Raw genomic sequence first — 25,482 nt, 5'->3', positions numbered from 1 at the left:
ATGGACCTTGAATGGATAAACGATGGATTAAACAGCGATGCGTGAAAGCGAAGTCATGGGCGCAGCGGCCAGTCACGCAGACGATTCCGCGCGGTCTGAACCAGTCTTGCGAGCCCGTCCGGTTCCTTGATGAGAAAAACAATGATCAGCGTGCCGAAGAGGATCTTCTGCAGGTTCTGCAACTGACCGGCTTCAATGCCGATGCTGGCTAGCGCACCTGCCGCATTCGAGAGAAGAATGGGCAGCAGCACGATGAAGGCCGCACCGAGAAAATTCCCGCCGATGCTCCCCATGCCGCCAATGATGATGATGAACAGCACCTGAAACGACAGATTGAGATCGAAGCCGTGCGGCTCGACGGTGCCCAGATAGGCAAATGCCCACAACGCGCCGGCAATGCCGATCACGAACGAACTCAGCGCGAATGCGAGCAACTTGGTGCGGCCGGTCGGGATGCCGATCACGCGCGCGGCCGTGTCCATGTCGCGCACGGCCATCCAGCGTCGGCCGAGTTCGCTGCGCACGAGGCGAGCCGCAAGAATGAACAGGACGGTGGTGACGCCGAGCACGAGCAGATAGCGTGCCGCCGGCGTGTCGATTTTCCAGCCGAACGCAGTGAGGCGTGGTGCGCTGAGTACGCCCGAGGTGTCGTCGTTGGAAAACCAGCTGACTCGCGTAAAGATCCATTCGACAAAGAACTGCGCAGCCAGCGTCGAGACGATCAGGTAGAAGCCTTTGATACGCAGGCTCGGCAAGCCGAACACGGCGCCCACCGCGGCAGTGATCAATCCCCCGAGCAGTAGATCGACGATCAGCGGCAACCCGGGCGCCCGCACCATGAGGTTGTAGGTGGCATAGGCGCCGACCGACATGAATGCCGCGGAACCGAGCGAGAGTTGACCCGCGTAGCCCGTAACCAGGTTCAGCCCGAGTCCCGCGAGCGACAGCACGAGGAACGGAATCAGAATGGCATTGAGCCAGTAATCGTTGCCGACGATCGGCACGGCGACGAACGCAATCAGCGCGAGGACCGCCGCGAACCAAAGCTTCAGTCCCTGCGATTGAAGCGAGTACGGTTTGAACCGACGCGGCGTATTCAGCGCGGAGTGAGGAGATGACATGGCGAGCCTCACACGCGTTCAACGGCGGGTTCGCCGAACAGACCCACAGGCCGCGCGAGCAGGAAAAGCATCGCGAGCAGATAAGGAAACCAGTTTTCGATCCCGCCGCCGAGCAGGCTGCCGACATAGACTTCGGCAAGCTTCTCCGACGCGCCAATCAGCAGGCCGCCGACAATCGCCCCGCCGATCGACGAAAACCCACCGATGATCAGCACCGGCAGCGCCTTCAGCACCACCAGCGACAGCGAGAACTGCACACCAAGCCGCGCGCCCCACAGAAGCCCCGCCACGAGGCTGACAAAGCCCGCCAGGGCCCATACGATCGCCCACACGCGCGGCAGCCGTATGCCGATAGCGAGCGCGGCGAGCGGGTCGTCCGCGACTGCGCGCAGCGACAGCCCGAGACGTGTGCGCTGGGTCAGAAGCGACAGACCGATCACCAGCACGCCGGCGGTCGCCGCCGCAAAGACGTCGAACTGGCTGATCATGACGCCGGCCACGTTCAGCGGTTTGTCGTCGATGCCGAGATCGAGGCCGTGCACCTGGGCGCCCCAGAACAATTGCGCCGCGCCTTCAAGAATGAAGCTCAAGCCGAGCGTCGCCATGAACAGCACAATGGGCGGCCGATTCACCAGCGGCCTCAATACGAGCCGGCCGATCAGCAACGCAATCAGCACCAGGGCCGCTAGCGTGATCGCAAATGCCAGCACGGGGTGCACATGCCGCTCGACGAGGCTTACATACGTGAGCGCGCCGAACAGCACCATCGAACCCTGCGCGAAATTGAACACGCCGGACGCCTTGTAGATCAGCACGAAGCCGATTGCGACCATCGAATACATCACGCCCGCCAGCAGTCCGCCGACGAGTACTTCGAGGAAAAATCCCATGTTGTTCAATCTCTCAGTGACGGGTGCCGAGATAAGCGGCCAGTACGTCCGGGTTGGTGCGCACGTCGGCGGGAGCGCCGTCGGCGATCTTCTTGCCGTAATCGAGCACCACCACGTGATCCGACAGGTCCATCACCACGCCGATGTCGTGCTCGATCAGCACGACAGTCACACCGAATTGCGTGTTGGCGTCGAGCACATAACCAGCCATTGCACGTTTTTCGTCTGCATTCATGCCGGCCATCGGTTCGTCGAGTAGTAAGAGACGTGGCTCGGCGGCGAGCGCGCGGGCCAGTTCAACGCGTTTTTGCACGCCGTACGGCAAGGTGCCGACGGTGGTATGCCGGTAGCGCTGCAAGTCGAGCGCTTCAATGACGACTTCGGCATAGCGGCGTTGCACCGTCTCATCGCGGCGCGCGCGGCCAATGCTCAAAGTCTGTTCAAGCCAGGTGCTGCGCCGATGCAGATTGCGGCCGGTGAGCACGTTGTCCAGCACGCTCATCCGCCGGAACAGCGCGATGTTCTGAAACGTGCGGGCAATGCCGCTGTGCGCCGCGTGATACGGATTCATGCGCCGATAGACGCGGCCGTCGAAATTGACGCTGCCTTGCTGCGGTTGATAGACGCCGTTGATCACGTTGAGCAGCGAGCTTTTTCCCGCGCCGTTCGGGCCGATCAGTGCGCAGATCTCACCCGTGTGCACAGCGAAGCTGATATCGGTGACCGCTTTCACGCCTTTGAACGACAGCGAGATATGGTCGAGCGAGAGCAGAGCGTTTGAGGATGAAGTCATTGGACGTTGAGTCATGCGTCAATAGGCCGGCTGTTCTGACGCGCCGTCTGTCGCATAGCGCTGCGGCGCCAGGGCCTGACGTTTAGGTTCGACACGCCGCCAGTCGCCGGTATCGGGCCAGGCGCGCACATCGACGCGTATTGCTTCGAACAATGCAGCGGTTTTTTCATCGAGCGGCGGTCCGATGACGAGCGCGGCATGCGTGCGCGAAAAACCGATCACTTCGCGCAACGGACGGGTGATGAGCCACCAGGTCAGCGCACGAGCAAGTGGGCCGCCCTGTTTGCGCTGCGCACGGTTGATCAGACGGCGCCGCCATGAGCGCGCACCGGGCAAACGGTCGTCGACGAGCTGCGCCACCCGGGCGTAGGTTTCGCGCGTGCCTGCTACGAGCGTGGGGGCGAGTTCACGGCGGTCGTTGTCGCGCGTCGCGAGCGACTCGGGAAAATTCAGACGAAAACCGCTCAGTACCCACGGTGCAATCAGGTAACGTGCCTGGGAGCCGGCCGCGAATGCGCGTGCTGCAAACGCTTCGTCGTCCGCGTTGAGTTTCTCGGTGGCGACGAGCTGCTGTGCTTCACGCACTAACGTCGCATGCTGGAAACGTTGTTCGACGAGTTGCCCATCGGCATCGAGGCGCACAAAGGCGAATGCGTCGTCATGGGGACGAGCCGTGGAAGCAAAGCCGCCCTCGTTACGGACCGACAACGCGCGATAGTCGGTCACGTCCGCATGCGGATGCGACGCCAGATTGCGTGGGTTGGCATCGATCACGCGCAAACCTTTATGCGTCAGCAGGCGATCGATCTGGCTGTCGTCTTCTGCAAACACGAAGCGCGGCGCGATATGCGTGAGTACCGAGCGCAATGCGTTGTCGGTGAGTTGCGGGTCGAGCGGTATCGCGACGCCACCGTTCCATTGTGCGGCTAGCGACAGTAGCAGCGCCTCCTCGCGCGGATGACTGACGAGCAGCAGCGCGTCACCCGCCGCGAAGCCATGTTGCGCGAGACCGGCGGCCAACTGCTCGACTGCCGTGGCGACGTCTTGCCACGACAACGCGTGCCACGCGCCCAGCCGCTTGTGCCGCAATGCGATGGCATGCGGCCGATGCTGCGCCTGATGGTGCAGCCAGTCCGGCAGCGTCGACGGCTGTGCGTTTGTCATGATCAGGCGACCTTGGCCTGCTGCTTGAGTTCAAGCTCACGCACCAGCGGCAGAACCCGCTTGCCGAAATACTCCACCTCTTCGATGAAATGGAGGAAGCCGGTCAGCACGAGATCCACGCCGACCGATTTCAGTTCGACGATGCGCTCGGCAATCTGCTGCGGTGTACCGATGAGATTGGTGCGGAAGCCGTCGTTGTATTGAACGAGGTCTTCGAAGCTCGACTTGGCCCAGTTGCCTTCGCCTTCCGGCGAAGCCTTGCCGGCCTGTTTGACGGCGTCGCCGAACGCATGCACGGCTTCGACGTGAGCATGTTTGATGATGTCGGCGAGCACGGCCTTGGCTTCTTCTTCGGTATCGCGGGCGATCACGAAGGCATTCACGCCGATGCGCACTTTGTGATTGTTCTTTGCTGCCTTGGTTTGAATATCGTCGATCTGTGCTTTCAGGTTCTCCGGCGTGTTGCCGTTGGTGAAATACCAGTCGGAGACGCTCGCAGCGTTGTCGCGTGCGGCGCGTGAACTGCCGCCCTGGAAGATCTCCGGATGCGGCTTTTGCACGGGCTTGGGACTCAGCGTGTAATTGTTGAAGCGGTAGAAGTCGCCCTTGAAGGTGAAATTGTCCTGTGTCCAGATGCCCTTGAGCGCCTGAATGAATTCGTGCGAGCGGCGATAGCGTTCGTCGTGTTCGAGCCACGGTTCGCCGAGCGCGGTGAATTCACCCTTGAACCAGCCGCTCACCACGTTGATCCCAATGCGGCCATTGGAAATATGGTCGATGGTGGCAATCTGTTTGGCGACAACGGCGGGGTGCCACGGACCTGGCAGAATCGCCGCCAGCACCTTGAGTTTGGTTGTAGCGTGCAACAGGGCCTGACTGAACGACACCGACTCATGCTGATATTCCGCACCATAGCCGGCGGTGAAACGGATCTGGCTCAGCGCGTATTCGAAACCCGCCTTCTCCGCGGTGAGCGCGAGCTTCTGGTTGTACTCGAGACTCCAGTCCGTGCGCTGCTCGATCGTGCTGACGACCAAACCGCCGCTGACATTGGGCACCCAGTAAGCGAACTTGACGGCGTCGTCGTGAGAGTGGTTCTGGCTCATGATATTCCTGATGATTGAATGAAGAGGTCTAGGCAGCCAGCGTTGCGGCTTGCGGGAAAGAGGCGGGTAGGCGTCCGGCGTGCAACCATGGCAGCGCGCGTGTCACCGCGAGTGCAACGCGTTCCTCCAGTGCCGGGTTAGAGATTGCATAGCCGTTGAAATCCGCTTCGGACGCGTACACGCCGATCGGTAGCGTGCGAGTCTGAAAAAAGCTGAACAGCGGACGCAATTGATGATCGATGACAAGCGCGTGGCGATCGCTGCCGCCCGTTGCGGCGAGCAGAACCGGCACGTCGACCAGCGCCTCGTGATGCACGAGATCGAACAGGTGCTTGAAGAGCCCCGTATACGAACCGCGATAAACCGGGCTCGCAACGATCAGCAGGTCCGCCGATTCAATGGCCTCGATGTGCTCGGCCACGTCGGCAGAGACCTGCGAGCGATGAACCGCACCGGCGAGGCTCGAGGCTATCTGCCCCAGTTCGACGAGATGCGAGTCGATCGGCAGCGCGTCGCCGAGCGCGGCAAGCAGGCGTTCGACCACCACGAGGGTGCGCGACGGCCGTTGCAATCCGCCGGAGACGGCGACTACTTTCAATCTCTTACTCATTCGAACGATCCTTTCACGCGAAAGCGAATTAATCGGGAGTGCCGCTTATTTAGCGAATACCGTGCCATCCGGTTTTGCGTGAACAAGTCAGGTTGAAGACGAAGGCGCGGACCAACGTCGATCGCGCGAAAGTCAAATGGCATAACCGTTTGCGGTTTTTGCTGCCGCGCATATCGCGGTGGCATGGAACCATTGCAGGCTGACGTATGAAGCTGGCGAAGCAAGATGGCCTCGGCGCTGCTGCTGGAGAAGCAGCGCCGGACGCCGGAGATGGGCGGGAGGGCGTTCAGTATTCCAACTGGCCTGCTGCCTGGGAGGCAGTGAGTGAGGGCGGTGCTGGTGCAGAGGCAGCATCCATACCGCTGCTGCTGCGTAAGCAGCAATTCGACTTTGGATACCACAACAAATTGCATCGGAAGTTGCGGTAGATGGTCAGAATACGCTTCTAAGGAAGCAACCCTGATCGATGCCGTCTAACGCCCGCGCGTAGCGGAGTGAGTGTCTTTGCCCATATGAATTCGACCTACGTACTGCCGGACGCGCCGGCTTCCCTGGAATCGAGCGCGGAGACAGCATCGGTTATTGAAACGCCGCTGCGGATCGCGCAGCGGCTCGCGACCACATTTGCGCTGACCGCCGCCGAACGCGACGCGCGGGGCGGGACGCCGAAAGCTGAGCGGGACGCATTGCGCGCCAGCGGTCTTCTTGCGATGAGCATTCCCGAAGCGCACGGCGGTCTCGGGGCGAACTGGCGGCAGACGCTGGATGTAGTGCGCACGCTTGGCCGGGCCGACAGTTCGCTTGGACATGTATTCGGCTTCCATCATCTGATGCTGGCGACAGTGCGGCTGTTCGGTTCGTCGGCGCAGTGGCGCGCCTGGTTCGAGCAGACGGCCCGCCGTCAATGGTTCTGGGGCAATGCGTTAAACCCGCTCGATGAACGGGCCGTGAGCCACTCGCACGCGGATTGGTGGGAATTCAGCGGGCAGAAGAGCTTCTGTTCCGGCGCGCTCGATTCCGAAATGCTGATCGCGTCAGCGCGAGATGTGGATTCGGGGGCGTTGCTAATCGCGGCGGTGCCCACGGGGCGCACGGGCATCTCTGTCGCGGAGGACTGGAACAACATCGGCCAGCGCCAAACGGATAGCGGCACGGTGACGCTGGAAAAGGTGCGGGTGGAGAACCATGAGATTCTGACCGACCCAGGGCCGCTGTCGACGCCTTTTGCATGCCTGCGGCCCTTGCTCGCTCAACTGATCCTGACGAATGTGTACCTCAGCATCGGCGAAAGCGCGTTTAACGACGCCCGTCACTACACGCTTCATGAAGCGCGTCCGTGGCATACGTCCGGCGTGCAAACCACCTCGGCGGATCCATATATTCTCGGCCAGTACGGCGAGTTCTGGGCGGGCCTCGAGGCAGCGCGGCTGTTGACCGACAGGGCGGCCGATCGTTTCGATGCGGCCTGGACCCGAGCGGATGCGCTGACCGACGCGGAACGCGGCGACGTGGCGTTGGCAGTCGCAACGGCGAAAGTTGCCGCCACAGAAATCGGGCTCACCATCTGTACCCGTATGTTTGACGTGGCCGGCGCGCGTGCGACGCATGGCGCGCTGAGACTGGACCGTCACTGGCGGAATTTGCGCACGCATACGCTTCACGATCCGCTTGCCTATAAGCTTCGAGAAATCGGCGAATGGGCCCTGACGCAACGATATCCGACGCCGAGCTTCTACTCATGAACTATTCACTCAATCACGTGTTACCAGACCGGCCTGCCATCGCACGAACGGAAGTGCCGCCTTTGTTGACGATGCCCGACAAGCGCACGCTGACCACCTCGATTCGCGCAACCGCGCAGGTCTTTTCAGACCCGCAATCGCTGGCGTTACTCGAACGTATTCGCATGGTGGCGCCGAGCGACGCTAACGTGCTCGTGATCGGCGAGACAGGGACGGGTAAGGAGCTGGTCGCGCGTCATGTGCATAACCTGAGTGCTCGCAAGGACGGCCCGTTTGTGGCGGTCAATTGCGGGGCCTTCTCCGAGTCGCTGGTGGAGAGCGAGTTGTTCGGTCACGAGAAAGGCGCGTTCACCGGTGCGTTCTGCGCCAAGCCCGGCTGGTTCGAAGCGGCCAATGGCGGGACGCTGTTTCTCGACGAGATAGGCGATCTGCCGTTATCGATGCAGGTCAAGCTGCTGCGCGTATTGCAGGAGCGTGAGATCGTACGGCTCGGCTCGCGCCGGAGCATTCCCATCGACGTGCGGGTACTGGCCGCGACCAATGTGCATCTGCAGGACGCAGTGGCGGCGGGCCATTTCCGCGAGGACCTGTTTTATCGTCTGAATGTCGTGCATCTGGCTGTACCGACGCTGCGCGACCGGCCCGGCGATATATTGCCGCTGGCCCGTTACTTTATTGAAGAGTACCGGAACCGGCTGGGCTACGGTCCCGTCGACATCGAGCCGCGTGCGGAGCGAAAGCTGCTGGAACATAGTTGGCCCGGCAATATCCGTGAGCTTGAAAACGTCATTCACTACGCGTTGCTGGTGTGCCGCAGCGATTCGCTGGGCGAGGGTGATTTGCAAATGTCCTCGTTTGGGATTCACGCCGCGCGACGAACTGCCAGTGAGCCTGCTGCGTCCACGCCGTTGGAAGGGCTGGAGCAGGCATTGCGTCATCTGTTCGATCACACGGAAGGTAACCTGTTCGAGCAGATTGAAGACACGGTGATGCGCGTGGCGTTCGACTTCTGCTACCGGAATCAGATCCAGGCGGCGAGGCTGCTGGGCATTAGCCGCAATGTGTTGCGGGCGCGCCTGATTCGGGCGAAGCAGATTTCCGCGCAGAAGTAGGCTCATGTGCGTGATGGCGGATAGTGGATGCGGTACTGCCTTTTGCATGCTATTAGAAGTCGAAGCGGATCGGTCGCGAGACCGGTCCGCATGTCGCTGCATGTCGCCGCTTTTGCGCACTATGCTGCGGTTCTGCTGTCCCCGATCTGCCAGACGAAGGGCGGCTCTTTACCGTTGATTTCCCAATCTCCCACGATCCGCTCCTTGTAGATCAGCGGGTTGTGTGACGCAGCGGTGCGCGCATTTCGCCAGTGCCGATCCAATAATTTGTTTTCGCTAGTACCCGAAGCACCGAGTGCATTGAACAGGTCGGTGGTTGCCTGCAAGATCAAACCGGCCACGGCGACCTGGGCTTTTGCCGATTCGATTTCGGCCGCCACGTTCGCAGCGTGTTCAGCATCGCGGTCCGCACCGAAGCGCGTTTCGTACGCTCTTTGTGATGGCTCCGCGGCTCGCACAGCGGCAGCCTCTGCTGCATACACGCGTGCCGCTATTTGTCCCACCACCTGCTGAACCTGGGCGTCTTCGCTGACGCGTGGCGCGTTGCCGTGGCTGTAAACCCGGGTGCGTTTACGGACTTCGTGTGAGATGTCACGCAAGGCAGCGCGACCCGTGCCGGCAATGACGGCGATCAGCACGAGTTGATAGAAGGCAGTCTGGTATTTGAAGCGCGTGGAGAAGTCGATGATGTTCTCTTCATCGACCGAGGCGTTTTCGAATACGGATGTCCCGCTTCCCGTGGTACGTTGGCCGAAGCCATCCCAGTCGTCGCTTTGTTTGACGCCTGACTGGTGTGTGCTCACTGCAGCGATGACGTCGGCGCCGGTGTCGTCGCGCTGCGCGTAGACGTCGATCCAGTCGGCAAAGATGCTGCCTGTGCTGTAGTACTTGGTTCCGTTGACGACCCACTGATTGCCGCGGCGCGAGACACGCGTAATCACGTCGCCGATCTTGACCGCGCCGACTTCGGTCCACGCGTTGCCGACGATCTCGCCCGCCACGAAGCGTTGCAGCCATTTATCCTGTGCAGAGCCGGGTGCTGCGCTGATTCTGTCTTCGACAAAGGCGAAGTGGCCGCGCAATGCTTGCGGCAAACTCGAATCGGCCTCGGCCAGTTCGATGAGCAACTGCACGAGTTGCGGAAGCGACGCGCCGGCGCCGCCGTATTCGCGCGGCACTCTGACAGCGCCGAACCCGGCTTCTTTTAACCAGACAATCTGCTCGTACGGCAGCGCACGAGTGCGTTCGCGTTCGAGCGCGCCTTCCGCGATCCGGTTGAAAATCGGCCTGAACCTGGCAGCCAACTGTTCATAGTCTGTGCCATACGAAAGCGGGTGTTTTTCACGCGAGTTTTGTGATGTCATGCGCCTGCTCTTGAGTCGATAGGTGGAGTAAGGCAGAGCAGTTGAGCTCTTGACCATATGGACTACAAAGCACGAGCTATGCCATCGAGGCGGGCGTCCTGCTGCGCCGCTCGATGGGTGGGATCGTAATTTCAAGCTGCTGGATTCAGAGCAAAGTGCTGATGGACTGCTTGTCTGACAGCAGCTTTAAGTCGATGCATTGCCAACTAACGCTAGCCGTGTCGTCGACCAGCGAGTCGCTTGGAAGGGGGGCGCTGTCTGGCAGGGGTCGTCTTTGCGCGACTGTGCGATGCGCCCGCTGAGTTCAGCGGGCGCCGATCATTGCGGCCTGCTGTTACTGGCGCAGTTCCGGCGAATCCTGCATAGCTGCCTGCAGCTTCTGTACGGCATCAATCGTCGCACGCTGTGCGGCGAGACCGAAGTTGCGCTTGAATTCGCCGAACTCCGCGTGACCGTTGCCCGTCACTTCCTTCTTCGTCACGAGCTTGCCGCTCGGATCTGTCACGGTGCACACGAGCGTCACCGAAAAATCGGTCGGCGGCCAGGTCAGGAGGCTCGGCGACGAAGAAGTCGTTGAGATGGTCGGCGTGACGACATAGGCCAGGCTTTTTGATTGGACGGTTGCCTCATCAGGCACGGTATTCAGCTTCACAACGTTGCTGAACACCTGGCTGAGTTCGACATAGATCGGAAGCTCCAGATCGCGATACGGTTTGTAGGCCACCTTGTCGCCACCACCGCCTGGCGTGACGACTTCCTTTGCGCGAAGTTCGTCGGTAATAACGAGTCCAACCGTCTTGTTGATCGGCTGCGTTTGCGCCGTCGAGGTTGCTGCGGTAGTAGATGTCGCTGTGAGCGATGCCGGGTCGCCGGAGATGGTGATGTCGTGTGCGCAACCTGCGAGCGTCGCAATGGCGCCGGTGACCGCGATACTGCGAATAAAGTGGATCAGCTTCATGATGATTTCTTGTCGTTGAGAAGAGAGCGATTAATGGATGGCTTGCATGAATGCGGGATCTGCATAGAGCGACGCGAGCAGTTTCTGGACGATGAGCGGATACTCCTGGGTCGCCCTCGGAATCGCGATCGCCGCTGCGAACGACGAATCCCATTGCGTTGTCGCAGTTTTCACGCTGTCGTATCGCACCTCGGCGCCACGCTTGACGATGAAGCGCGCGGAGATCGTGCCCGTGGCTGTACCGATGTTGGCATCGACGTTATTCTTCAGCAGCACGCCGCTCAGTTCGACCTTGGCGTCGGGTGAAAGCGCGCCGCCGATCGTCAGTTCCTGCTGCAGAGCACTCGACAGGTATTGAGCAAACGAATCGCCAACGGGCGAGCGCATGCTATTCGCACGCAGTTGCACCGATGAGTGATCGCCATCGGCTGCGTCGTTAGTGAATGCGCCGAGACGCGTTGCCACGGGGGAGGCGTTCTTCAGCGCCTGGATATTGTCGACGGAGGCCGAGTAGGGCGGCGCGACAACCGAGCACGCGGCGAGCGCGGCAACGGGGACGAAAAGGAGAATCCTTCGCAGAGCAAACATGGGCTTCTAATGCCTCTTTGGTTATGATCAAAATGAGGTGGCCGACCGCCTCGACGTTTATGTAGAGGCAGTTCACGTGTTATCGGCAAGTCCGGAGAAAAATTGACAGAAGAGATATTCTCTTTTTGTAATTGAAAGCTTGGCGTAATACTATTATGCGAGATGTATCGACGGACTAATTCGGAATCAATCGGTCCGTGTTCAGAAATTGCACTACTGCTAATAGCATTTACTCATCTCCGCTTGGCGTGCTCACGATTCCATACCGAGGCCCACATGGAACCCACCTGGCAATTCCAGCTAAGAATCACCGTCTCCCCCGAACTTGCTAACGATCTTCGCGCCGACCCGACGTATGCCTCGCATGCTGCGCTTCGCAATGTGCTGCGCAAGCACAACGCGACTTTGAAATGTCAATTCGACGCTTTCGCCGATTACGTGAATGAAGCGGAAAAGCAGGGCCCGGAAAACTATCCGCTTTATCAATGGACCCGGCAGACAATTGAGAACCCCGAGAAGAAAGCGAAGTACTTGCAATCATTCACGGTCTACGTGAATGGCGACGAGATATACGGCAAGGAAGTCGCCGACGTGCTGGAAGCTGAATTGACGGCACTCGCTAGTGACGATGGCTTTAAAAGCGTTGCCCGGTTCGATACTAATCCCGCGAATAACCAGCAGCCGCCCAGGCGCTAGCGATTACATGTAGTTCATCTCCTTTTTAACACGACACTCGCGTGTAATAAATCGAAACTATTGTCTCGGCACCGCTAGCGCCAGAGCGCGGCGGTTGCCGACGCGCGATCGCGTCCGTCATTCATTTCCACGGAGACCTCCATGCCGACGTCGGCATTCCGGCTGTTTGCGCTTATCTGTTCTGTTGCTGCGGCAGCGCTGCTTGGCGCATGCAGCGACGGCGTATCGTCCACGCCGGTCAAGGCAGCATGCGGCAACACCACCGAAGTGAACGCCCGCATGAGCTGCCCGCCGGGCTTCGTCCCGCCCGCCTCCTGAGTTCAGAATTCAAATTAGGTTCATCGCATGGTCACCAAAACTCGTCGAGATTTTCTGAAGCTGTCCGCCGGGCTGGCTGGCGCGACAGCCGCCACCACTCTGTTTCCCGAATCGATTCGCAAGGCGTTGGCGATCGAGCCGAATTCGGTGACGGGCACGATCCAGGACGTGCAGCACATTGTCGTGTTCATGCAGGAGAACCGCTCGTTCGACCACTATCTCGGTCACCTGAGCGGCGTGCGCGGTTATAACGACCGTTTCCCTGTGACGCTGCCGAACGGTCAGCCGGTGTGGTTCCAGCCGCGCCAGGAGGATCAGACGAAGGTGATCGCGCCGTTCCGCTACGACACGACCAATCCGAACGTCAACGCGCAATGTATCGGCGGTTTGCCGCATACGTGGGCCACCACGCATGGCGCGATCGACAGCGGCCGCGCCGACAAGTGGGCCGTGCAGAAGACCAACATGACGATGGGCTATCACGTGCGCGAGGACATTCCGTTCCACTACGCGCTCGCCGACGCCTTCACGGTGTGCGACAACTACTTCTGTTCCATTCCAGGTAACACGCACCCGAACCGCATGTATTTGATGACGGGGATGGTCGACCCACTCGCCACGGGTGGCGGCCCGCTACTCGACAACACCGATTACATCGACAACCAGTTCGATACGATCAAACTGCAGCCCTTCAACTGGACCACGTATCCCGAGCGGCTGGAAACGGCCGGCATCTCCTGGCAGATTTATCAGCAGGGCACCGGCTTCGACAATTTCACCGGCAACTACGGCACGAACATGCTGGCCTCGTTCCAGAACTTCGTGAACGCACCGGCGGGTTCGTCGCTGCAAAACCGTGGGATGAGCACGCGCACGCTGACACAGTTGAAGGCCGACGTGCAGGCCGGCGCATTGCCGCAAGTGTCCTGGCTGTTGCCGCCCGCCGCGTATTCGGAGCATCCCAAGTTCACGCCGCTCTACGGCGCCAATTACATCTCGACGATCCTCGACGCGCTGACGTCGAATCCCGACGTGTGGAGCAAGACCGTCCTGTTCATCATGTACGACGAGAACGACGGCTTCTTCGATCACGTCGTGCCGCCGCAAGCGCCTACGGTGCCCGGCTCCGGTATGAGCACCGTGGACATCTCGCTCGAACGGCACAACGTCGTGACCGCGACGCAGGCCGGCACGTATACCGCCGACAATCTGCCGTACGGCCTTGGGCCACGTGTACCGATGACGGTCGTGTCGCCGTGGTCGAAGGGTGGTTTTGTCTGCTCGCAGGTGTTCGATCACACGTCGGTGCTGCAATTCATCGAAAAGCGTTTCGGCGTAGTCGAAACCAACATCTCGCCGTGGCGCCGTGCCGTTTGCGGCGACCTGACCACGGCGCTCGACTTTTCGAAATCGGACTCGACCGTGCCGTCGCTGCCGAGCACGCAAACCTACGTCGCACAGGCCGATCTGCAATGCGCGCGTTCCACGGCGCAGGCTGCGCCGGCCAGCACGGCCCAGCAACTGGTGACGGCGCAGGAGGCGGGCACGCGGCCCGCACGGGCGCTGCCGTATGAATTGCATGTGAACGGGCAGTTGCAGTCGCAAGGGTATGCGCTGACGTTCGCGAACACGGGCACGCAGGGCGCGCATTTCTGGGTGTACACGGGTGATCCGACCGCGATGCCGCGTCGCTATACCGTCGAGGCCGGCAAGCAGCTGACCGATACGTGGACACTCGACGCGAACGGTAATTACCTGGTGAACGTCTATGGCCCGAACGGTTACTTCCGCCGCTTCGCGGGTTCGTCCACTGCGGATGCTGCCGCGAAGCCGGATGTCGTGACCTGTTACGACGTGGCCAACGGCAACGTCTATGTCACGCTATCCAATGCGGGCACTACGCCGCTCACGGTCACCGTGGCCGACGTCGCCTACGGGCAGGCGCCGCGCACGGTGAGCGTGCCTGCGGCAAGCAGTGTAGAGGCGCATTGGGACCTGTCATGCAGTAGCCAGTGGTATGACTTTCAATTGACTGTCGCGGGCAATGCGGGCTGGTTGCGGCGCATTGCAGGTCACGTGGAAACGGGCCACACCAGCATCACCGATCCGGCTGCCACTGCGCCTGTGACGTCGGCGATTTAGGCGTACGGAGCCGGCATTTCTTTCAATGTCATTTCGGATTGACGGCAAACTGGTAAGTCAATTTTACATTTGGCGACAAGGCGCTGAGTTCGTGAGAGGATGGCATTTCACTTTTTCTCGCGGAGGGCGAAATGGGACTCTTGGACGAAGTAGGCAAGATCGCTGGTGCAGTGGCGGCCGTTGAAGCAGCGGAAAAAGTCGATCCGGATGCAGGTTTGCTAACGAAAGGCGTTGCAGCGATTGCCGGCTTTGAAGGCGCCGGTGCATTGGAGGGGTTGGTCGAGAAGAAAGACGGCGAGAAGCAGGACGACGCCGACAATGCTCAGGCTGCAGACGGTACGAATCCTCAGACGTGATTTTTGCGCTGTGAGCGGGCCAGTCCTACCTAGGACTGGCCCGTTTTTTATGGTGAGCCAGGACGTGATGTGCCTGATCGTTGCCATCCGTCGCGTGCTTGTTGTGAGCGAATTGATTTGAGGACAATTCCTTGACCATCTCTGCGACACGCAGGACCCTGACACTCGGGCTGCCGCTGCTCCTGAGTCTTCGCATTACTCCCACACTAGCCGCAAACGCACCTCCTTTAGCCGACATCGAACGCCGCCATGGTGGACGCCTTGGCGTATTCGCTATCGATACCGGTTCGGGGCGAACCTTGGCTCATCGCGCTGACGAGCGCTTTCTGATGTGCAGCACGTTTAAGGGACTGCTTGCCGCGCAGGTGTTGTCGCGCGTCGATGCCGGCAAGGAAGATCTTGCCCGTCTTGTGAAGTACACCGAGAAGGATCTGATCTTTACGTCGCCCGTGACGAAGGCACACGTTGCAGAAGGTGCGATGTCGGTCGGCGCACTGTGCCAGGCGATTGTCGAAGTGAGCGACAACACGGCAGCCGTGTTGTTGATGAGAAGCGCCGGTGGTCCCGCTGCTTTGACTCAATTCGTTCGCGGTCTCGGCGATACCGTGACGCGTTCCGATCGGTACGAACCCGAGTCGAACAAATATAGCGGTGTGCTCGATACCACTACGCCTCGATCGATCGCTAACTCGGCGAGAAAAATTCTCCTGGGAAATGTTCTGAGTCCCCAATCGCGTACGCAGCTGGAAAAGTGGATGATTGCCTGCAAGCCGGGTTTGAACCGGCTCCGCGCAGCGTTACCGCCTGACTGGATTGCGGGTGACCGGCCTGGAACCAGCGTGGAAGAAGAAACCAACGACTATGCGATTGTTCGCCCGCCCGGACGCGCACCGCTTTTGATCGCAGCCTATTACGATGCGCCCGCGCTTGACATGTCCGCACGGGAGGCCGTCTTGCGGGAGGTCGGTGCAGCGTTCGTGAAGTGGACAGCGGATCGGGCGTGACGTGTGTCGACCCGCGCAACCTGCGGATAGATGTGATTCGCGATGTCGCGATTCTTCCTGTCCTGCTTCACCACTTCAACATCGCGTGCCGTTTGAACACTCCAACTGCTCGCTCATGCCAAGTTCGGCGAACACCTTTGACATCATGCCGGCGCGTCGCCACTCCAGCCATTTGATATAGCAGGTTTGCGATGGCGGAAAGCTTGCGGGGAGACGTTGCCACTTTTCGTTATTGCGAACGATCCACAGTATGGCGTTGACGATCTCGCGAGGATCTCGCCGTGGTCGGCCAACTCTGGGTGTAGTGTCGTGGTGGAACAGGTGGGCAATGCGTTGCCAATCTTCATCAGACAGCGGGGATTCGAACATTTTCAGATTTTAACCAGCCAGTACAATCTGATTATCGCAAGTAGAGCTTGTCTTCTAAATTGCGATTTCGGATGTTAAAGCGGCGCAAACCGGAGGATTGCTTTTGGCTGGATTGTGATGGTCCAGGGGCTAGACGGATCTGCCCTCGCGCTAACGCGATTTGCCCCTGGTATTCTTTTTGGCGCTTGTGGCGCGAGGCGCGTCTTTAGCCGGCAAGGCACTCCCGCCGTTCATCTGCTCCATCCACGACAAGGCGTCGACGTACGACAGGAACTGCTGGAGATACCCCGGCGACAACTCTCGCATCAGCGAGAGCGATCGATGCACAAGGCTGCTTGAATTGAGCGGGCCGGCATTGCCCGGCGCCTTCTTCAGCGATTGGCGCAACTGTTTCTCGGAGCGGACCTTGGACCAGGTTTCCCTGAAGTAGTCGAGCGCCTCCAGCTCCGGATAAGACGATCGCCGAGGCGTCGCGCTACCTGCTGTGAGGCCGTCACCGTCTGCAGGCACATGACTGGCGATGTAGTCGATCAGTCCGGCCAGCGCTCCGCGAGCGGGCTCGCCCTCGGATGCCCTGGTGTCGGCATCGCCAGCCTTGGACGCAACGCGCTCGAGATCAACGGCATACGCCTCGATCAGTTTGGAGAGCCTCTCATCCAGGAGACGCCGCGCCTCACCGCTATGACCGGCTGCCCGCCGATCCAGCGCCTCGATGAGATGAAAGCGGATGGGATCCATGCGATCGGCGCCGCGCTCGCGCCATGCGTCGAGCGTTGCCCGGGCGGCGCCTGTCACCTCGCTAGCGCCACTACTCGTATGACTCACACTACTCACGTGGCTTCACCGTTGCGCTCGAAGGCCTCGGAACCGGTGCTATTTCCACGCGCCGGTTTTTCGCCCGGCCCTGGTCGTCGGCATTCGTGCTGACGGGCTGCTGCGAGCCGAACGCGGCCGCGAATACGGACGAGGCGGGAACGCCTGCATCGATCAATGCACGGGTCACCGTCAGCGCGCGCTGGGCCGAGAGCTCCCAATTGTCGGCAAAGCGACGGTTGGCTTCCCGCACCTGCCGGTCATCGGTAAAGCCGCTCACCATCAGGATCTGGTCATTGGTCCGGAGGTAAGCGGACAGCGGCCCCGCCAGACTCTTCAGGACGTCCCGGCCTTCGGGCTGCAACTGATCGGAGTTCAGTGCGAACAGCACGTTGCCATTGATGCCGATGCGTCCGTTGACCAGCGTGACTCGGCCCGCTGCGAGCGGTCCCGCCAGCGCCTGCTCCAGGGTCTTGCGGCGCTGCGTTTCCATCTGACGCTGCTTGACCTCCTGCTCCAACCTGGTCGAGAGTTCCAGTTGCACACCGATGACACCCACCAGGATCAGCACGAACGCGCCCAGCAACACCGACATCAGGTCGCCGAAGACGGGCCAGATGGGCGCCGTGGTCTCTACGCCGCCATCGATTTCCTCGCTCATGCCGCTTCAGCTCCGACGGACGCCCGCTTGCCGGCGAGGTGCTGCAAGTCTTCGACGATCTGCTTCTGCGACATCATGCTCAGGTCGATGACTTCTCGCGCCTGGGCAACGTAATAGGCCAGTTGCTCGTCGCTGCGCGCGAGGGACTTGTCCAACGCGGCTTCGATACGCTGCAGATGCGCGACGAGCGTAGTGTTCGATTCGCCGAACACCTGAACGGCCGCGCCGAACGCTTCGCCGAGGCTCGCCACTTCGACGGCGCTGCCGGTGACCTGTGCGGCCACCGCGCCCAGCTTGCCGGTTTCGAGTTCGACCTTGTCGGTGAAACGGGTGCTGACACGATCCAGCAGATCTGCCGACGTGGCGACGAGCGCGTCGACGGCCGTGCGCTGTTCGGTCGATGCATGGTTGACGGCATCGAGCAGGGTTTCCAGCGTTGCCAGCAGGCGGCTGCGTTCGTCCAGCATCGCGGTGTCGCGGACCATGCTGTCGGAGAGCTTCTGACGCAATTCGGCGACAACTTCCGCCGCGGCCTTGGGCGCTTCCGACGCGGCTTGCACAAGCTGGCCGATCTCGGCGATTGTGCTGCTCGCGTGCGCCTGTGTTTGAGCGGAGATGTCGCGTGCGGTTTGTGCCAGCGTGTCGCAGATCTCCTGCTGGCGGCTCGCGCTGCGCGTGCCAACCTGCTCCCATTCCTTGCTGAGCGTAGCGGCCATGGAGCCGAGTGTCTCGGTCCATGCGGCCAGCCGCTGCTGGTCCCGTGCGGCGAGTTCTGCCTGCAGGTTTGCGGCGGCCTTGGGGGCATCCGCAGCCACTTGCACGAGCCGGTCGATCTCGGCGATCGTGCTGCTTGCGTGTGCTTGCGTCTGGGTCGAGATGTCACGCGCGGTTTGTGCCAGCACGTCGCAGATCTCCTGCTGGCGGCTCGCGCTGAGCGTGCCGGCTTGCTCCCATTCCTTGTTCAACGTAGCGGCCATCGAACCGAGTGCCGCGGTCCAGGCCTCCAGTCGCTGCTGATCTCGCGCGGCGAGTTCTGCCTGCAGGCTTGCGGCGGCCTTGGGGGCATCCGCCGCCGCTTGCACGAGCCGGTCGATCTCTGCGATCGTGCTGCTTGCGTGTGCCTGAGTTTGAGCGGAGATGTCGCGCGCGGTTTGCGCCAGCACGTCGCAGATCTCCTGCTGTCGGCTCGCGCTAAGCGTGCCGGCTTGCTCCCATTCCTTGTTCAACGTAGCGGCCATCGAACCGAGCGTCTCGGTCCAGGCTGCCAATCGTTGCTGGTCTCGCGAGGCCAATTCCGTCTGCAAGTCCGTATGCGATTGGCCCACGGCGCTTAGCAGTGACGCCGAGTGCTGCTCGAAAGTTGCAGCGGCCGCTGCCAAAGCTTGCTGATTGTGTCCCGCCAGTTTCTCGCCGACCTGTTCTTGCCGTGACAGCGCCTCGTTCCACGCTGTCGACACGTTGCCCGCGGTTGCCTCGAGGCGCGCTGAGACGCCTTCCAGCAGGCCGGCCGAGCGTTGCTCGAAAGTCTCGGTGAATCGCTCCAGCGACGTGCCCAACTGCTGCGTAAGAGCCTCGTTCGATCGCTGCTGCCCCTCGAGCGCCTTGTTCCAGATGCCCGCGACGGTGGAAGTGGTTGCCTCGAAGCCAGTCGAGAGTCCATCCAACTGCTGCTGCACGGCGTGTGTGACGGAGTCGTGCATCGCGGCTGTCTCGCGCGCGAGACCTGCCAGCGTGGCCGCCATGACCGGCTGCAGCGCTGCGCTGGCGGCGCGGGTGCTTTCGGCGACGCTCTCCTTCAACGACTGCTCAACAGACGCAGCAAGGCGCGTATAGGTGGCCTCGGCCCTGCCGTGGAACGCGTCCTGGCTGGCGAGTTGCCGCTCGTTCAAGGCGAGGCTCTGTTGTTCGATGGCGGTCATCATCGCCTGCAGACGATCGACCAGCGTGGGCATCACCTCGGCTTGCCGCTGCAGCAGCTTGAAGCTTTCCTCGCGCTGATGGGTCTGCGAGTAGATGCGCAAGGTCGTCGCGATCTTCACGTCGAGCATCTGCGCGGCATCGATCCGTTCGCGCCGGCACAACGCCGAAAGCAGTCCCAGCATCGCGGATGTGGCCACGCCGGCGATCGAGGTGCCGAACGCGAAGCCCAGTCCCTTGACCGGCGCGCCGAGCGAATCGCGGATAGCCTGAAGGTCTGTCGCGCTTTCCAGCGCCATGCCGGTGCCGCGCAGGGTCGCCACCATGCCGAGAAGCGTGCCGAGCATGCCCAGCAACACGAGCAAGCCGACCAGATACGGCGTCAGCGCCGGGCCCGGCAACGCCACGCGCTCGCCTTCGACGCGCAGGCGCACCGCATTGCGCAGGCTGGGATGCAAGGGTCCGAGCCAGGCGCCCAGGCTGGCCGGCGGTCCGGACAGGTCCGCAACCGCACGCGCCAGCGTGGACGTGGCCTGGCTGTAGCGCCGCAGCTCGAGCGCGCCTGCGAGGTAGCAGGCGCCGATCAACAGGGTGACCGCCAAAGCCAGCACATTCGAACCGACGTAGCCGCCACCGATCCAGCACACCGCGGCCAGACCGACCAGAAAAACAACGAGATTGAGATATCTGGACATAGTGTCCCAGTTAGCAGGTGCGAAGGGCGGCGAGCAGCCCCTCGACCGGTTGTAAACGAACATCCAGTTCGGCCAGCAACACGCTCTGCATATCCTTGCGGAACGTGTTCAGCCATGCGCCGGGTGTGGCGGGTGGGACGGGTTCGCCTGTTGGGGCGTCCCCCGAGGCTTCGGCGTCGGCCAGCGTCTGTTGCTCCGCCGCGCGCAAACGTTCGAAGTGCCCCTTGAGCAAGCCGGGCACGGCGGCCAGCAGATTCCGCTCACGTTCGCTGAGCGCTCGCTCCATCACGGCGTCCACCACCGCGAGCCGGGCCATGGCGGGCGTTCTGGCGGCCAGCATGGCCCGCAGGCGCGCGCGCAGGGTGCCGATGCCCGTCTCCATCGACTGCTGCAAGGAGAGGTAGCGCTGACGAAAAACCGCATAATCGACCGGCGCATCCGCCGGGGCGCCATGCGGGAGCGCCTGCGCCGCCGACCCGCGACGCCGCGCGACGGCAAACACGCTATCGCCTGCGATGGCGTCCGCCAACGACGCGCGCACGCGGGCGCACTCGCTCTCTTCAGCCTCGCTGAAGGCGCGTGCACCGGCGGCGACGCCAGGCGGAGCGTTGCTCAGCGCCGAGGACAACGCGATCGCGTCGGTCCAGCCGAGCCATTGGCTTAGCCGGTCCGAAAGCGACTGGCTGGATTCGGGAACATCGACGTCCGTCAGGCGAGCAAGTAAACGAATGAGCGCCGGGCCACTGAAAGCTGTGCGCTGTGGGGCTTGCACCATACCACCAGAGTCAAAAAAGTCAGCAGTTTACACGTCGGCGGGGGGAGGGATGCAGCCCCTTAATGAGTGGGCCGGGTAAGTGAGGGGTTTCAGCGCGGCCAACGGGCCGATCGCAATGGGGTGGTTTGGGCCGCCACGAGGGTTTTTACGAGGTTAATTGGGCGGCTTCTACACCGTCTATCGACTGAATGATCACGGCGGTAGCGCGGCGCAATGTACTGCGCCGACGCGGTGCAGTCTCTCCCGAAAGAGGCTGCGCCGCGTCGCCCAGGGCCAGCCATTTCATCGGGCTGTCATAGCTTCGCGACTAGGATGCCCTGTCACTTCTGTCGCACCCTGGTCCGGCACGGCACGCGTGGCGCCTATCGCGCCGTGCGCTCGCCGTCCGCGTTGCCGACCTTCCACCCCCATACAAAAACCCGATATGACAAACAAGAAAATCGACAAGGATTCGCCGGCCGATCAGGGCGCTACCATCGTCTCGCGCCGTGGCTTTCTGAAGTTTGCAGGCGCATCGAGCCTCGCGACGGCCGCGGGCACGCTCGCATCCGCGGCGCGGGCCGCGAACGGCGCGCCCGACGGCACGCCTGAGCAGATCCACCTGACCTGGGGCAACGATCCGACGAGCGAGGTCACCGTGTCATGGGCGTCGCCGGCGCCGGCGGTCAATCCGCAGGTGCGCTTAAGCGGCGGGGGCGGGGCGAGAGTGACGGTGCACGGCGTGCAAAGCACCTATACCGATGGCATCAACGGCGAGGTCGTGTTCACCTATCACGCGCGTCTACGTGGCCTGAAGGCCGACACGAGCTACGAGTACGAGGTGAGCGCCGACAACGCCAGCAACGCCGCTCAGCCATTCACCGCGAGCTTCCGCACGGCGCCCCGCGGCCGCGCGCCGTTTCGCTGGACGAGCTACGGCGATCTCGCGACGCCCAACACCGGCTGGGTCCTGTCGTCGCCGCAGAGCCGTTTCGCGGTTCAGGCCGTCGAGCGATTTCAGCCGCTGTTCCACCTGCTCAACGGCGATCTCTGCTACGCCAATCTGAATCCGACGCACCAGCCGGACGTGTGGCGCGATTTCGGCAACAACTGCCAGACCTCGGCGTCGAACCGTCCGTGGATGCCATGTCCGGGCAACCACGAGCTTGAATTCCACAACGGCGAACAGGGCCTCGCCTCGTATCTCTCGCGCTACACGCTGCCTGAGAATCACACGCGCTTCCAGGGACGCTGGTACAGCTTCCGCGTGAGCTCGGTGCTGTTCATCTCGCTCGATGCGGACGACGTGGTCTACCAGGATGCGGCTGCCTTCGTGGCCGGCCCGGCTCCCCTGGTGCCGGTGGCGAGCACCGGCAATCCGCCGATTCAGCCGGGCACGTCGCTCTATGTGCGTGGCTATAGCGAGGGCGAGCAGACTCGCTGGCTCGAGAAGACATTGCGCCGCGCGGCGGAAGACGACGAAGTCGACTGGATCGTCGTGCAGATGCATCAGGACGCGCTGAGTTCATCGAAGACCGGCAACGGCTCCGACAAGGGCATCCGCGAAGCGTGGCTGCCGCTGTTCGACCGCTACGGCGTGGATCTGGTGCTGTGCGGGCATGATCACGATTACGAGCGCAGCTACCCGGTGCGTGGTTGTAATCACAACAAGGGCACCGATATCGCCACAGGGCGCGTAGTCGATACGCTGCAGCCGCGGCCGGTGATGTCGGCGGTGTCGTCGGGGGCATCGACGTTCGATACGAGTCACGGCACGATTCACCTGATTCTCGGCGGTGGCGGCACGAGCGCGCCGCTCGACGTGTACGGGGTGGATATCGGCACAGGCTTGCCGCAGGCGCGTATTTTCACGCGGCCGAATCGTCCGGTTACAGGGACCACCGCGGGTACGTTTGTACGCGCCAGCGCGGATGCCGTTGAAGATGCGGTGTGGTCGGCGCAACGGGACACGGGCACGGGCTACGGTATCGCGGTGTTCGACCACGATCCGGGCCATCCGGGTGGCGAGACCACGATAACGATGAACTACTATCACGCGCCGGGTGCGGACCAGACACCGACGCAGAACTATGAGTTGTTCGAAACGATCGAGTTGAAGAAGAAGCGGCACGGATAAGTTGCGCTTCGCTGCGGTTCGACGCTCCGGCAACTGACTTGCCGGGGCGTCGAACCGTTTTTCTTTACCGGGACTATCCGGACGCTATTTCACGCGACGGGACTTGAAGCCCGGCAGTGTCCGGGCGTCGGGACTCCACGCAAGGTGGACAGCCTGCTCCACAGCCGCCTTGAACTGCGACTCGCTCGTCCAGATCGGCATGCGTGTTCGATAAAAGTCCGCCCACTGAAATTCGGCGAAGGGTTCCGGTGTCTTCAGATAGCCGCCCGCGTCACGCACGAACGCGGCGAGGCTGCGGTACGGGTCGTCAGTGAGGCCGGAAACCTCATCGGGGATCGAGGAAATGGCTCGCAGAATGCCGCGCTCATCGTAGGGATGCACCCAGCGCCTTTCAATCACGGTGTCCCAGAACTTCGCGTTCGGCAGCCGCGACAGGTCAGCTACAACTTCGGCGAACGCCTTGGTGATGCCGCCATCCCACAGCGCACGCGCGAGGTGGTGGTGGTCGATGACGTAGTGCCTGTCACGTTTGCCGATGACGGTGGGAATCGGTGCGCTCTTTAGAAAGTCTTTCAAAGACTTTGCATCCATGGCCAGCAGGCGCTTTCGTTTTGCATCGACTTCCAGCATGCCGACTGTTGCCTGCAGCGGGCGCAGTTGTTCAATGCCGACACTCGTGATTCTTGCCATGGCGTACCCCTCCGTATCCGAAGCATTCTACTGCGCTGCTCACGCTGGACTCCCTTGAATAGAAACGGTAGGCTGTCAGTGCTGGTGACTCTGTTTGGCTATGCTGGTCTTGAACGACAACGTGGAGCCTGCACATGGACGTGAGCACTGAAACGCTGGTGGAACTGCTGCGGGAAGTAGAAGCCGACGACCCGATCGACTACGCGGACCTTCCATTTGGAGAACAGGAACTCAGGCGGCTCGTCATGAGTTCACTTGTCGAGCGTCACCACCAGGTCGAAGCAGGCAACATGTCGATCTCCGATATCCACGCGTTGTATCTGCTGAGCACCGCCAAGCTTGTTCTCGAGAACACGGTGCTTCACGCAAGGCTGCTTCTGCTCCAGGGGCAGCAGGTCGACGTACGGTCACTGCTTGCGCCGTTCACCCTCAAAGGCAAATCTTAAAAGCTCGTAGTCGGCACTGTCACCGGCAGCGCATTGCGCATGACCGGATCAGTGCCGCACACGCATCACTTCTCAAGTTCGGCAAACAGCCAATCCTGGAAGCTATGCAGCTTCGGCAATTCGGCGCGAGATTTCAGCAGGTTCAGCGTATAGCCATTGACTGGAAGTCCTTCCAGACCGAAGGGCGCTACGAGTCGTCCCGTTTCCAGTTCGCGCTGCGCCAGAAGCAGGCTTTCGAGGCAGACACCCAGGCCGTCCACCGCCGCGCTGATCGCCATGAACGAGCGATCGAAACGCGGACCGCGTCCGATATCGAGTCGCGTCTTGCGATATAGGCGCATCCAGTCTCTCCATCCGACCAGACACCCCTCGCTATGAATCAACGCATGGTGCGGTAAATCCGCGACGCTGCGCAGCGGATGTTCTCCAGCCATCAGCGCGGGCGAGCACAGCGGGACGATTGTCTCGGGCGGCAGCTCGAGCACCATGGTACCGGCCGGCTGCAGTTTTCTCGGACCGTAGCGGATGTCGATATCCACGGCTTCCGAGATCAGATCCACCGCCTCTGAAGAAGCATTCAGGCGCACGTCGATATCCGGATGTGCCGCACTGAAACGCGCAATGCGCGGCATCAGCCATTGAGTCGCAAAACTGGGCGTGCAATGGATCGTGAGGATGTCGCTCTTGGCGGCGCGCCCAATCTCGCGGGTGGCCGAATCGATTCGCGCGAACGCCGCGGTGATTTCCTCAGCGTATTGCCGCCCATAGTCCGTCAGGATCACCGTTCGGTGCAGCCGATGAAACAGACGAATGCTCAATTGCTCTTCCAGCAGCTTGATTTGATGGCTGACGGCCGAGGGCGTGACAAACAGTTCGTCTGCTGCGAGCGCAAACGACGAGAGCCGCGCAGCGGCCTCGAATGCCTGTATCGACTTGAAGGTGACGCGATTGTGCATGGCAGCATCAAGGTGAATTGAATTCATCCATTGACCCATCTTAATTCGTTTGAGCGCGTGTGAGCGCGAGATTACGCTTG

The 25,482-nt window shown here is 61.5% G+C and carries 26 protein-coding genes; 10 read left to right on the top strand and 16 right to left on the bottom strand.

What is annotated here, in order from left to right; translation table 11 throughout:
• Nucleotides 1–53: 53 nt before the first annotated feature.
• The 6 genes from R8871_RS04860 to msuE are packed head-to-tail and all read right to left on the bottom strand — an operon-like array spanning nt 54 to nt 5,684.
• Nucleotides 54–1,121, bottom strand: a complete 1,068-nt coding sequence (locus R8871_RS04860; RefSeq protein ID WP_175049298.1) for a branched-chain amino acid ABC transporter permease — start codon at nt 1,119–1,121, stop codon at nt 54–56.
• 8 nt (nt 1,122–1,129) lie between these two features.
• The gene (locus R8871_RS04855; protein ID WP_054033662.1) at nt 1,130–2,011 is read right to left on the bottom strand and encodes a branched-chain amino acid ABC transporter permease; all 882 of its coding nucleotides are present in this window, start codon (nt 2,009–2,011) and stop codon (nt 1,130–1,132) included.
• Nucleotides 2,012–2,024: 13 nt separating this feature from the next.
• Nucleotides 2,025–2,804: an ABC transporter ATP-binding protein gene (locus tag R8871_RS04850; RefSeq protein ID WP_175049297.1), complete on the bottom strand. Its 780-nt coding sequence runs from the start codon at nt 2,802–2,804 to the stop codon at nt 2,025–2,027.
• Nucleotides 2,805–2,822: 18 nt separating this feature from the next.
• Nucleotides 2,823–3,968 carry an AMP-binding protein gene (locus tag R8871_RS04845; RefSeq protein WP_175049296.1) on the bottom strand — a complete coding sequence of 382 codons (1,146 nt, stop codon included), beginning with the start codon at nt 3,966–3,968 and terminating at the stop codon, nt 2,823–2,825.
• Between the two features lie 2 nt (nt 3,969–3,970).
• Nucleotides 3,971–5,074 (bottom strand): dimethylsulfone monooxygenase SfnG, encoded by a 1,104-nt coding sequence (gene sfnG, locus R8871_RS04840; RefSeq protein WP_175049295.1) that lies wholly within the window; start codon nt 5,072–5,074, stop codon nt 3,971–3,973.
• A 28-nt stretch (nt 5,075–5,102) separates the two neighbouring features.
• Entirely contained in the window at nt 5,103–5,684 is a 582-nt protein-coding gene (gene msuE / locus R8871_RS04835) for an FMN reductase (RefSeq protein ID WP_175049294.1), read from the bottom strand.
• A 206-nt stretch (nt 5,685–5,890) separates the two neighbouring features.
• On the opposite strand from msuE, the gene R8871_RS04830 reads away from it, so the two are divergent.
• The 3 genes from R8871_RS04830 (at nt 5,891) to R8871_RS04820 (ending at nt 8,538) form a co-directional block, all read left to right on the top strand.
• Nucleotides 5,891–6,112 carry a hypothetical protein gene (locus tag R8871_RS04830; protein ID WP_175049293.1) on the top strand — a complete coding sequence of 74 codons (222 nt, stop codon included), beginning with the start codon at nt 5,891–5,893 and terminating at the stop codon, nt 6,110–6,112.
• Between the two features lie 84 nt (nt 6,113–6,196).
• A complete protein-coding gene (locus R8871_RS04825) occupies nt 6,197–7,426 on the top strand; it encodes an acyl-CoA dehydrogenase family protein (RefSeq protein WP_246287384.1) in 1,230 nt (409 codons plus the stop codon).
• Nucleotides 7,423–8,538, top strand: coding sequence for a sigma-54 interaction domain-containing protein (locus R8871_RS04820; RefSeq protein WP_407673099.1), 1,116 nt, complete (start codon nt 7,423–7,425; stop codon nt 8,536–8,538). Before R8871_RS04825 ends, R8871_RS04820 begins: the two co-directional genes overlap by 4 nt.
• A 119-nt stretch (nt 8,539–8,657) precedes the next feature.
• On the opposite strand, the gene R8871_RS04815 is transcribed toward R8871_RS04820, so the two are convergent.
• The 3 genes from R8871_RS04815 to R8871_RS04805 all read right to left on the bottom strand — a co-directional run bounded on the left by R8871_RS04815 (nt 8,658) and on the right by R8871_RS04805 (nt 11,448).
• Complete coding sequence (locus R8871_RS04815; protein WP_175049291.1) at nt 8,658–9,902, bottom strand: acyl-CoA dehydrogenase family protein; 1,245 nt, start codon at nt 9,900–9,902, stop codon at nt 8,658–8,660.
• Between the two features lie 334 nt (nt 9,903–10,236).
• On the bottom strand, nt 10,237–10,860 hold the full coding sequence (locus R8871_RS04810) for a hypothetical protein (protein WP_175049290.1): 624 nt from the start codon (nt 10,858–10,860) through the stop codon (nt 10,237–10,239).
• A gap of 30 nt (nt 10,861–10,890) precedes the next feature.
• Nucleotides 10,891–11,448, bottom strand: coding sequence for a hypothetical protein (locus R8871_RS04805; RefSeq protein ID WP_175049289.1), 558 nt, complete (start codon nt 11,446–11,448; stop codon nt 10,891–10,893).
• 276 nt (nt 11,449–11,724) lie between these two features.
• Here R8871_RS04805 and R8871_RS04800 point away from each other — a divergent pair, with 276 nt between their 5' ends.
• The 5 genes from R8871_RS04800 (at nt 11,725) to bla (ending at nt 15,964) form a co-directional block, all read left to right on the top strand.
• On the top strand, nt 11,725–12,144 hold the full coding sequence (locus R8871_RS04800) for a hypothetical protein (protein WP_175049288.1): 420 nt from the start codon (nt 11,725–11,727) through the stop codon (nt 12,142–12,144).
• A 141-nt stretch (nt 12,145–12,285) separates the two neighbouring features.
• Nucleotides 12,286–12,462, top strand: coding sequence for a hypothetical protein (locus tag R8871_RS04795; RefSeq protein ID WP_175049287.1), 177 nt, complete (start codon nt 12,286–12,288; stop codon nt 12,460–12,462).
• 27 nt (nt 12,463–12,489) lie between these two features.
• Nucleotides 12,490–14,604 (top strand): phosphocholine-specific phospholipase C, encoded by a 2,115-nt coding sequence (locus R8871_RS04790; protein WP_175049286.1) that lies wholly within the window; start codon nt 12,490–12,492, stop codon nt 14,602–14,604.
• A 131-nt stretch (nt 14,605–14,735) separates the two neighbouring features.
• The gene (locus tag R8871_RS04785; protein WP_093637023.1) at nt 14,736–14,960 is read left to right on the top strand and encodes a hypothetical protein; all 225 of its coding nucleotides are present in this window, start codon (nt 14,736–14,738) and stop codon (nt 14,958–14,960) included.
• A 137-nt stretch (nt 14,961–15,097) separates the two neighbouring features.
• Nucleotides 15,098–15,964, top strand: coding sequence for a class A beta-lactamase (gene bla / locus R8871_RS04780; protein ID WP_407673119.1), 867 nt, complete (start codon nt 15,098–15,100; stop codon nt 15,962–15,964).
• Nucleotides 15,965–16,039: 75 nt separating this feature from the next.
• Here bla and R8871_RS04775 read toward each other — a convergent pair whose 3' ends face one another.
• The 5 genes from R8871_RS04775 to R8871_RS04755 form a co-directional block, all read right to left on the bottom strand.
• A complete protein-coding gene (locus tag R8871_RS04775; RefSeq protein ID WP_175049284.1) occupies nt 16,040–16,333 on the bottom strand; it encodes a transposase in 294 nt (97 codons plus the stop codon).
• A gap of 150 nt (nt 16,334–16,483) precedes the next feature.
• On the bottom strand, nt 16,484–17,167 hold the full coding sequence (locus R8871_RS04770; RefSeq protein ID WP_407673096.1) for a DUF2894 domain-containing protein: 684 nt from the start codon (nt 17,165–17,167) through the stop codon (nt 16,484–16,486).
• The gene (locus R8871_RS04765) at nt 17,160–17,807 is read right to left on the bottom strand and encodes an OmpA family protein (protein ID WP_175049282.1); all 648 of its coding nucleotides are present in this window, start codon (nt 17,805–17,807) and stop codon (nt 17,160–17,162) included. Before R8871_RS04765 ends, R8871_RS04770 begins: the two co-directional genes overlap by 8 nt.
• Nucleotides 17,804–20,419, bottom strand: coding sequence for a DUF802 domain-containing protein (locus R8871_RS04760; protein ID WP_175049281.1), 2,616 nt, complete (start codon nt 20,417–20,419; stop codon nt 17,804–17,806). The genes R8871_RS04765 and R8871_RS04760 overlap by 4 nt, the downstream gene beginning before the upstream one ends.
• A gap of 10 nt (nt 20,420–20,429) precedes the next feature.
• The gene (locus tag R8871_RS04755; RefSeq protein WP_175049280.1) at nt 20,430–21,194 is read right to left on the bottom strand and encodes a DUF3348 domain-containing protein; all 765 of its coding nucleotides are present in this window, start codon (nt 21,192–21,194) and stop codon (nt 20,430–20,432) included.
• 424 nt (nt 21,195–21,618) lie between these two features.
• Here R8871_RS04755 and R8871_RS04750 point away from each other — a divergent pair, with 424 nt between their 5' ends.
• Entirely contained in the window at nt 21,619–23,310 is a 1,692-nt protein-coding gene (locus R8871_RS04750; RefSeq protein ID WP_175049279.1) for a purple acid phosphatase family protein, read from the top strand.
• Between the two features lie 84 nt (nt 23,311–23,394).
• Here the strand turns inward: R8871_RS04750 and R8871_RS04745 are convergent, their stop codons facing one another.
• Complete coding sequence (locus tag R8871_RS04745) at nt 23,395–24,000, bottom strand: ParB-like protein (RefSeq protein WP_175049278.1); 606 nt, start codon at nt 23,998–24,000, stop codon at nt 23,395–23,397.
• A 134-nt stretch (nt 24,001–24,134) separates the two neighbouring features.
• Between R8871_RS04745 and R8871_RS04740 the strand changes: the two genes are divergently transcribed.
• Complete coding sequence (locus tag R8871_RS04740; protein WP_054033629.1) at nt 24,135–24,446, top strand: hypothetical protein; 312 nt, start codon at nt 24,135–24,137, stop codon at nt 24,444–24,446.
• 65 nt (nt 24,447–24,511) lie between these two features.
• On the opposite strand, the gene gcvA is transcribed toward R8871_RS04740, so the two are convergent.
• Complete coding sequence (gene gcvA, locus R8871_RS04735) at nt 24,512–25,429, bottom strand: transcriptional regulator GcvA (RefSeq protein WP_234475221.1); 918 nt, start codon at nt 25,427–25,429, stop codon at nt 24,512–24,514.
• Between the last annotated feature and the right edge of the window lie 53 nt (nt 25,430–25,482).

It is taken from the genome of Paraburkholderia sediminicola (assembly GCF_902859805.1).
Taxonomy (GTDB): Bacteria; Pseudomonadota; Gammaproteobacteria; order Burkholderiales; family Burkholderiaceae; genus Paraburkholderia; species Paraburkholderia sediminicola.
Note: the sequence above shows the minus strand (reverse complement) of the source record. Positions and strands in the feature narration are given on the sequence as shown.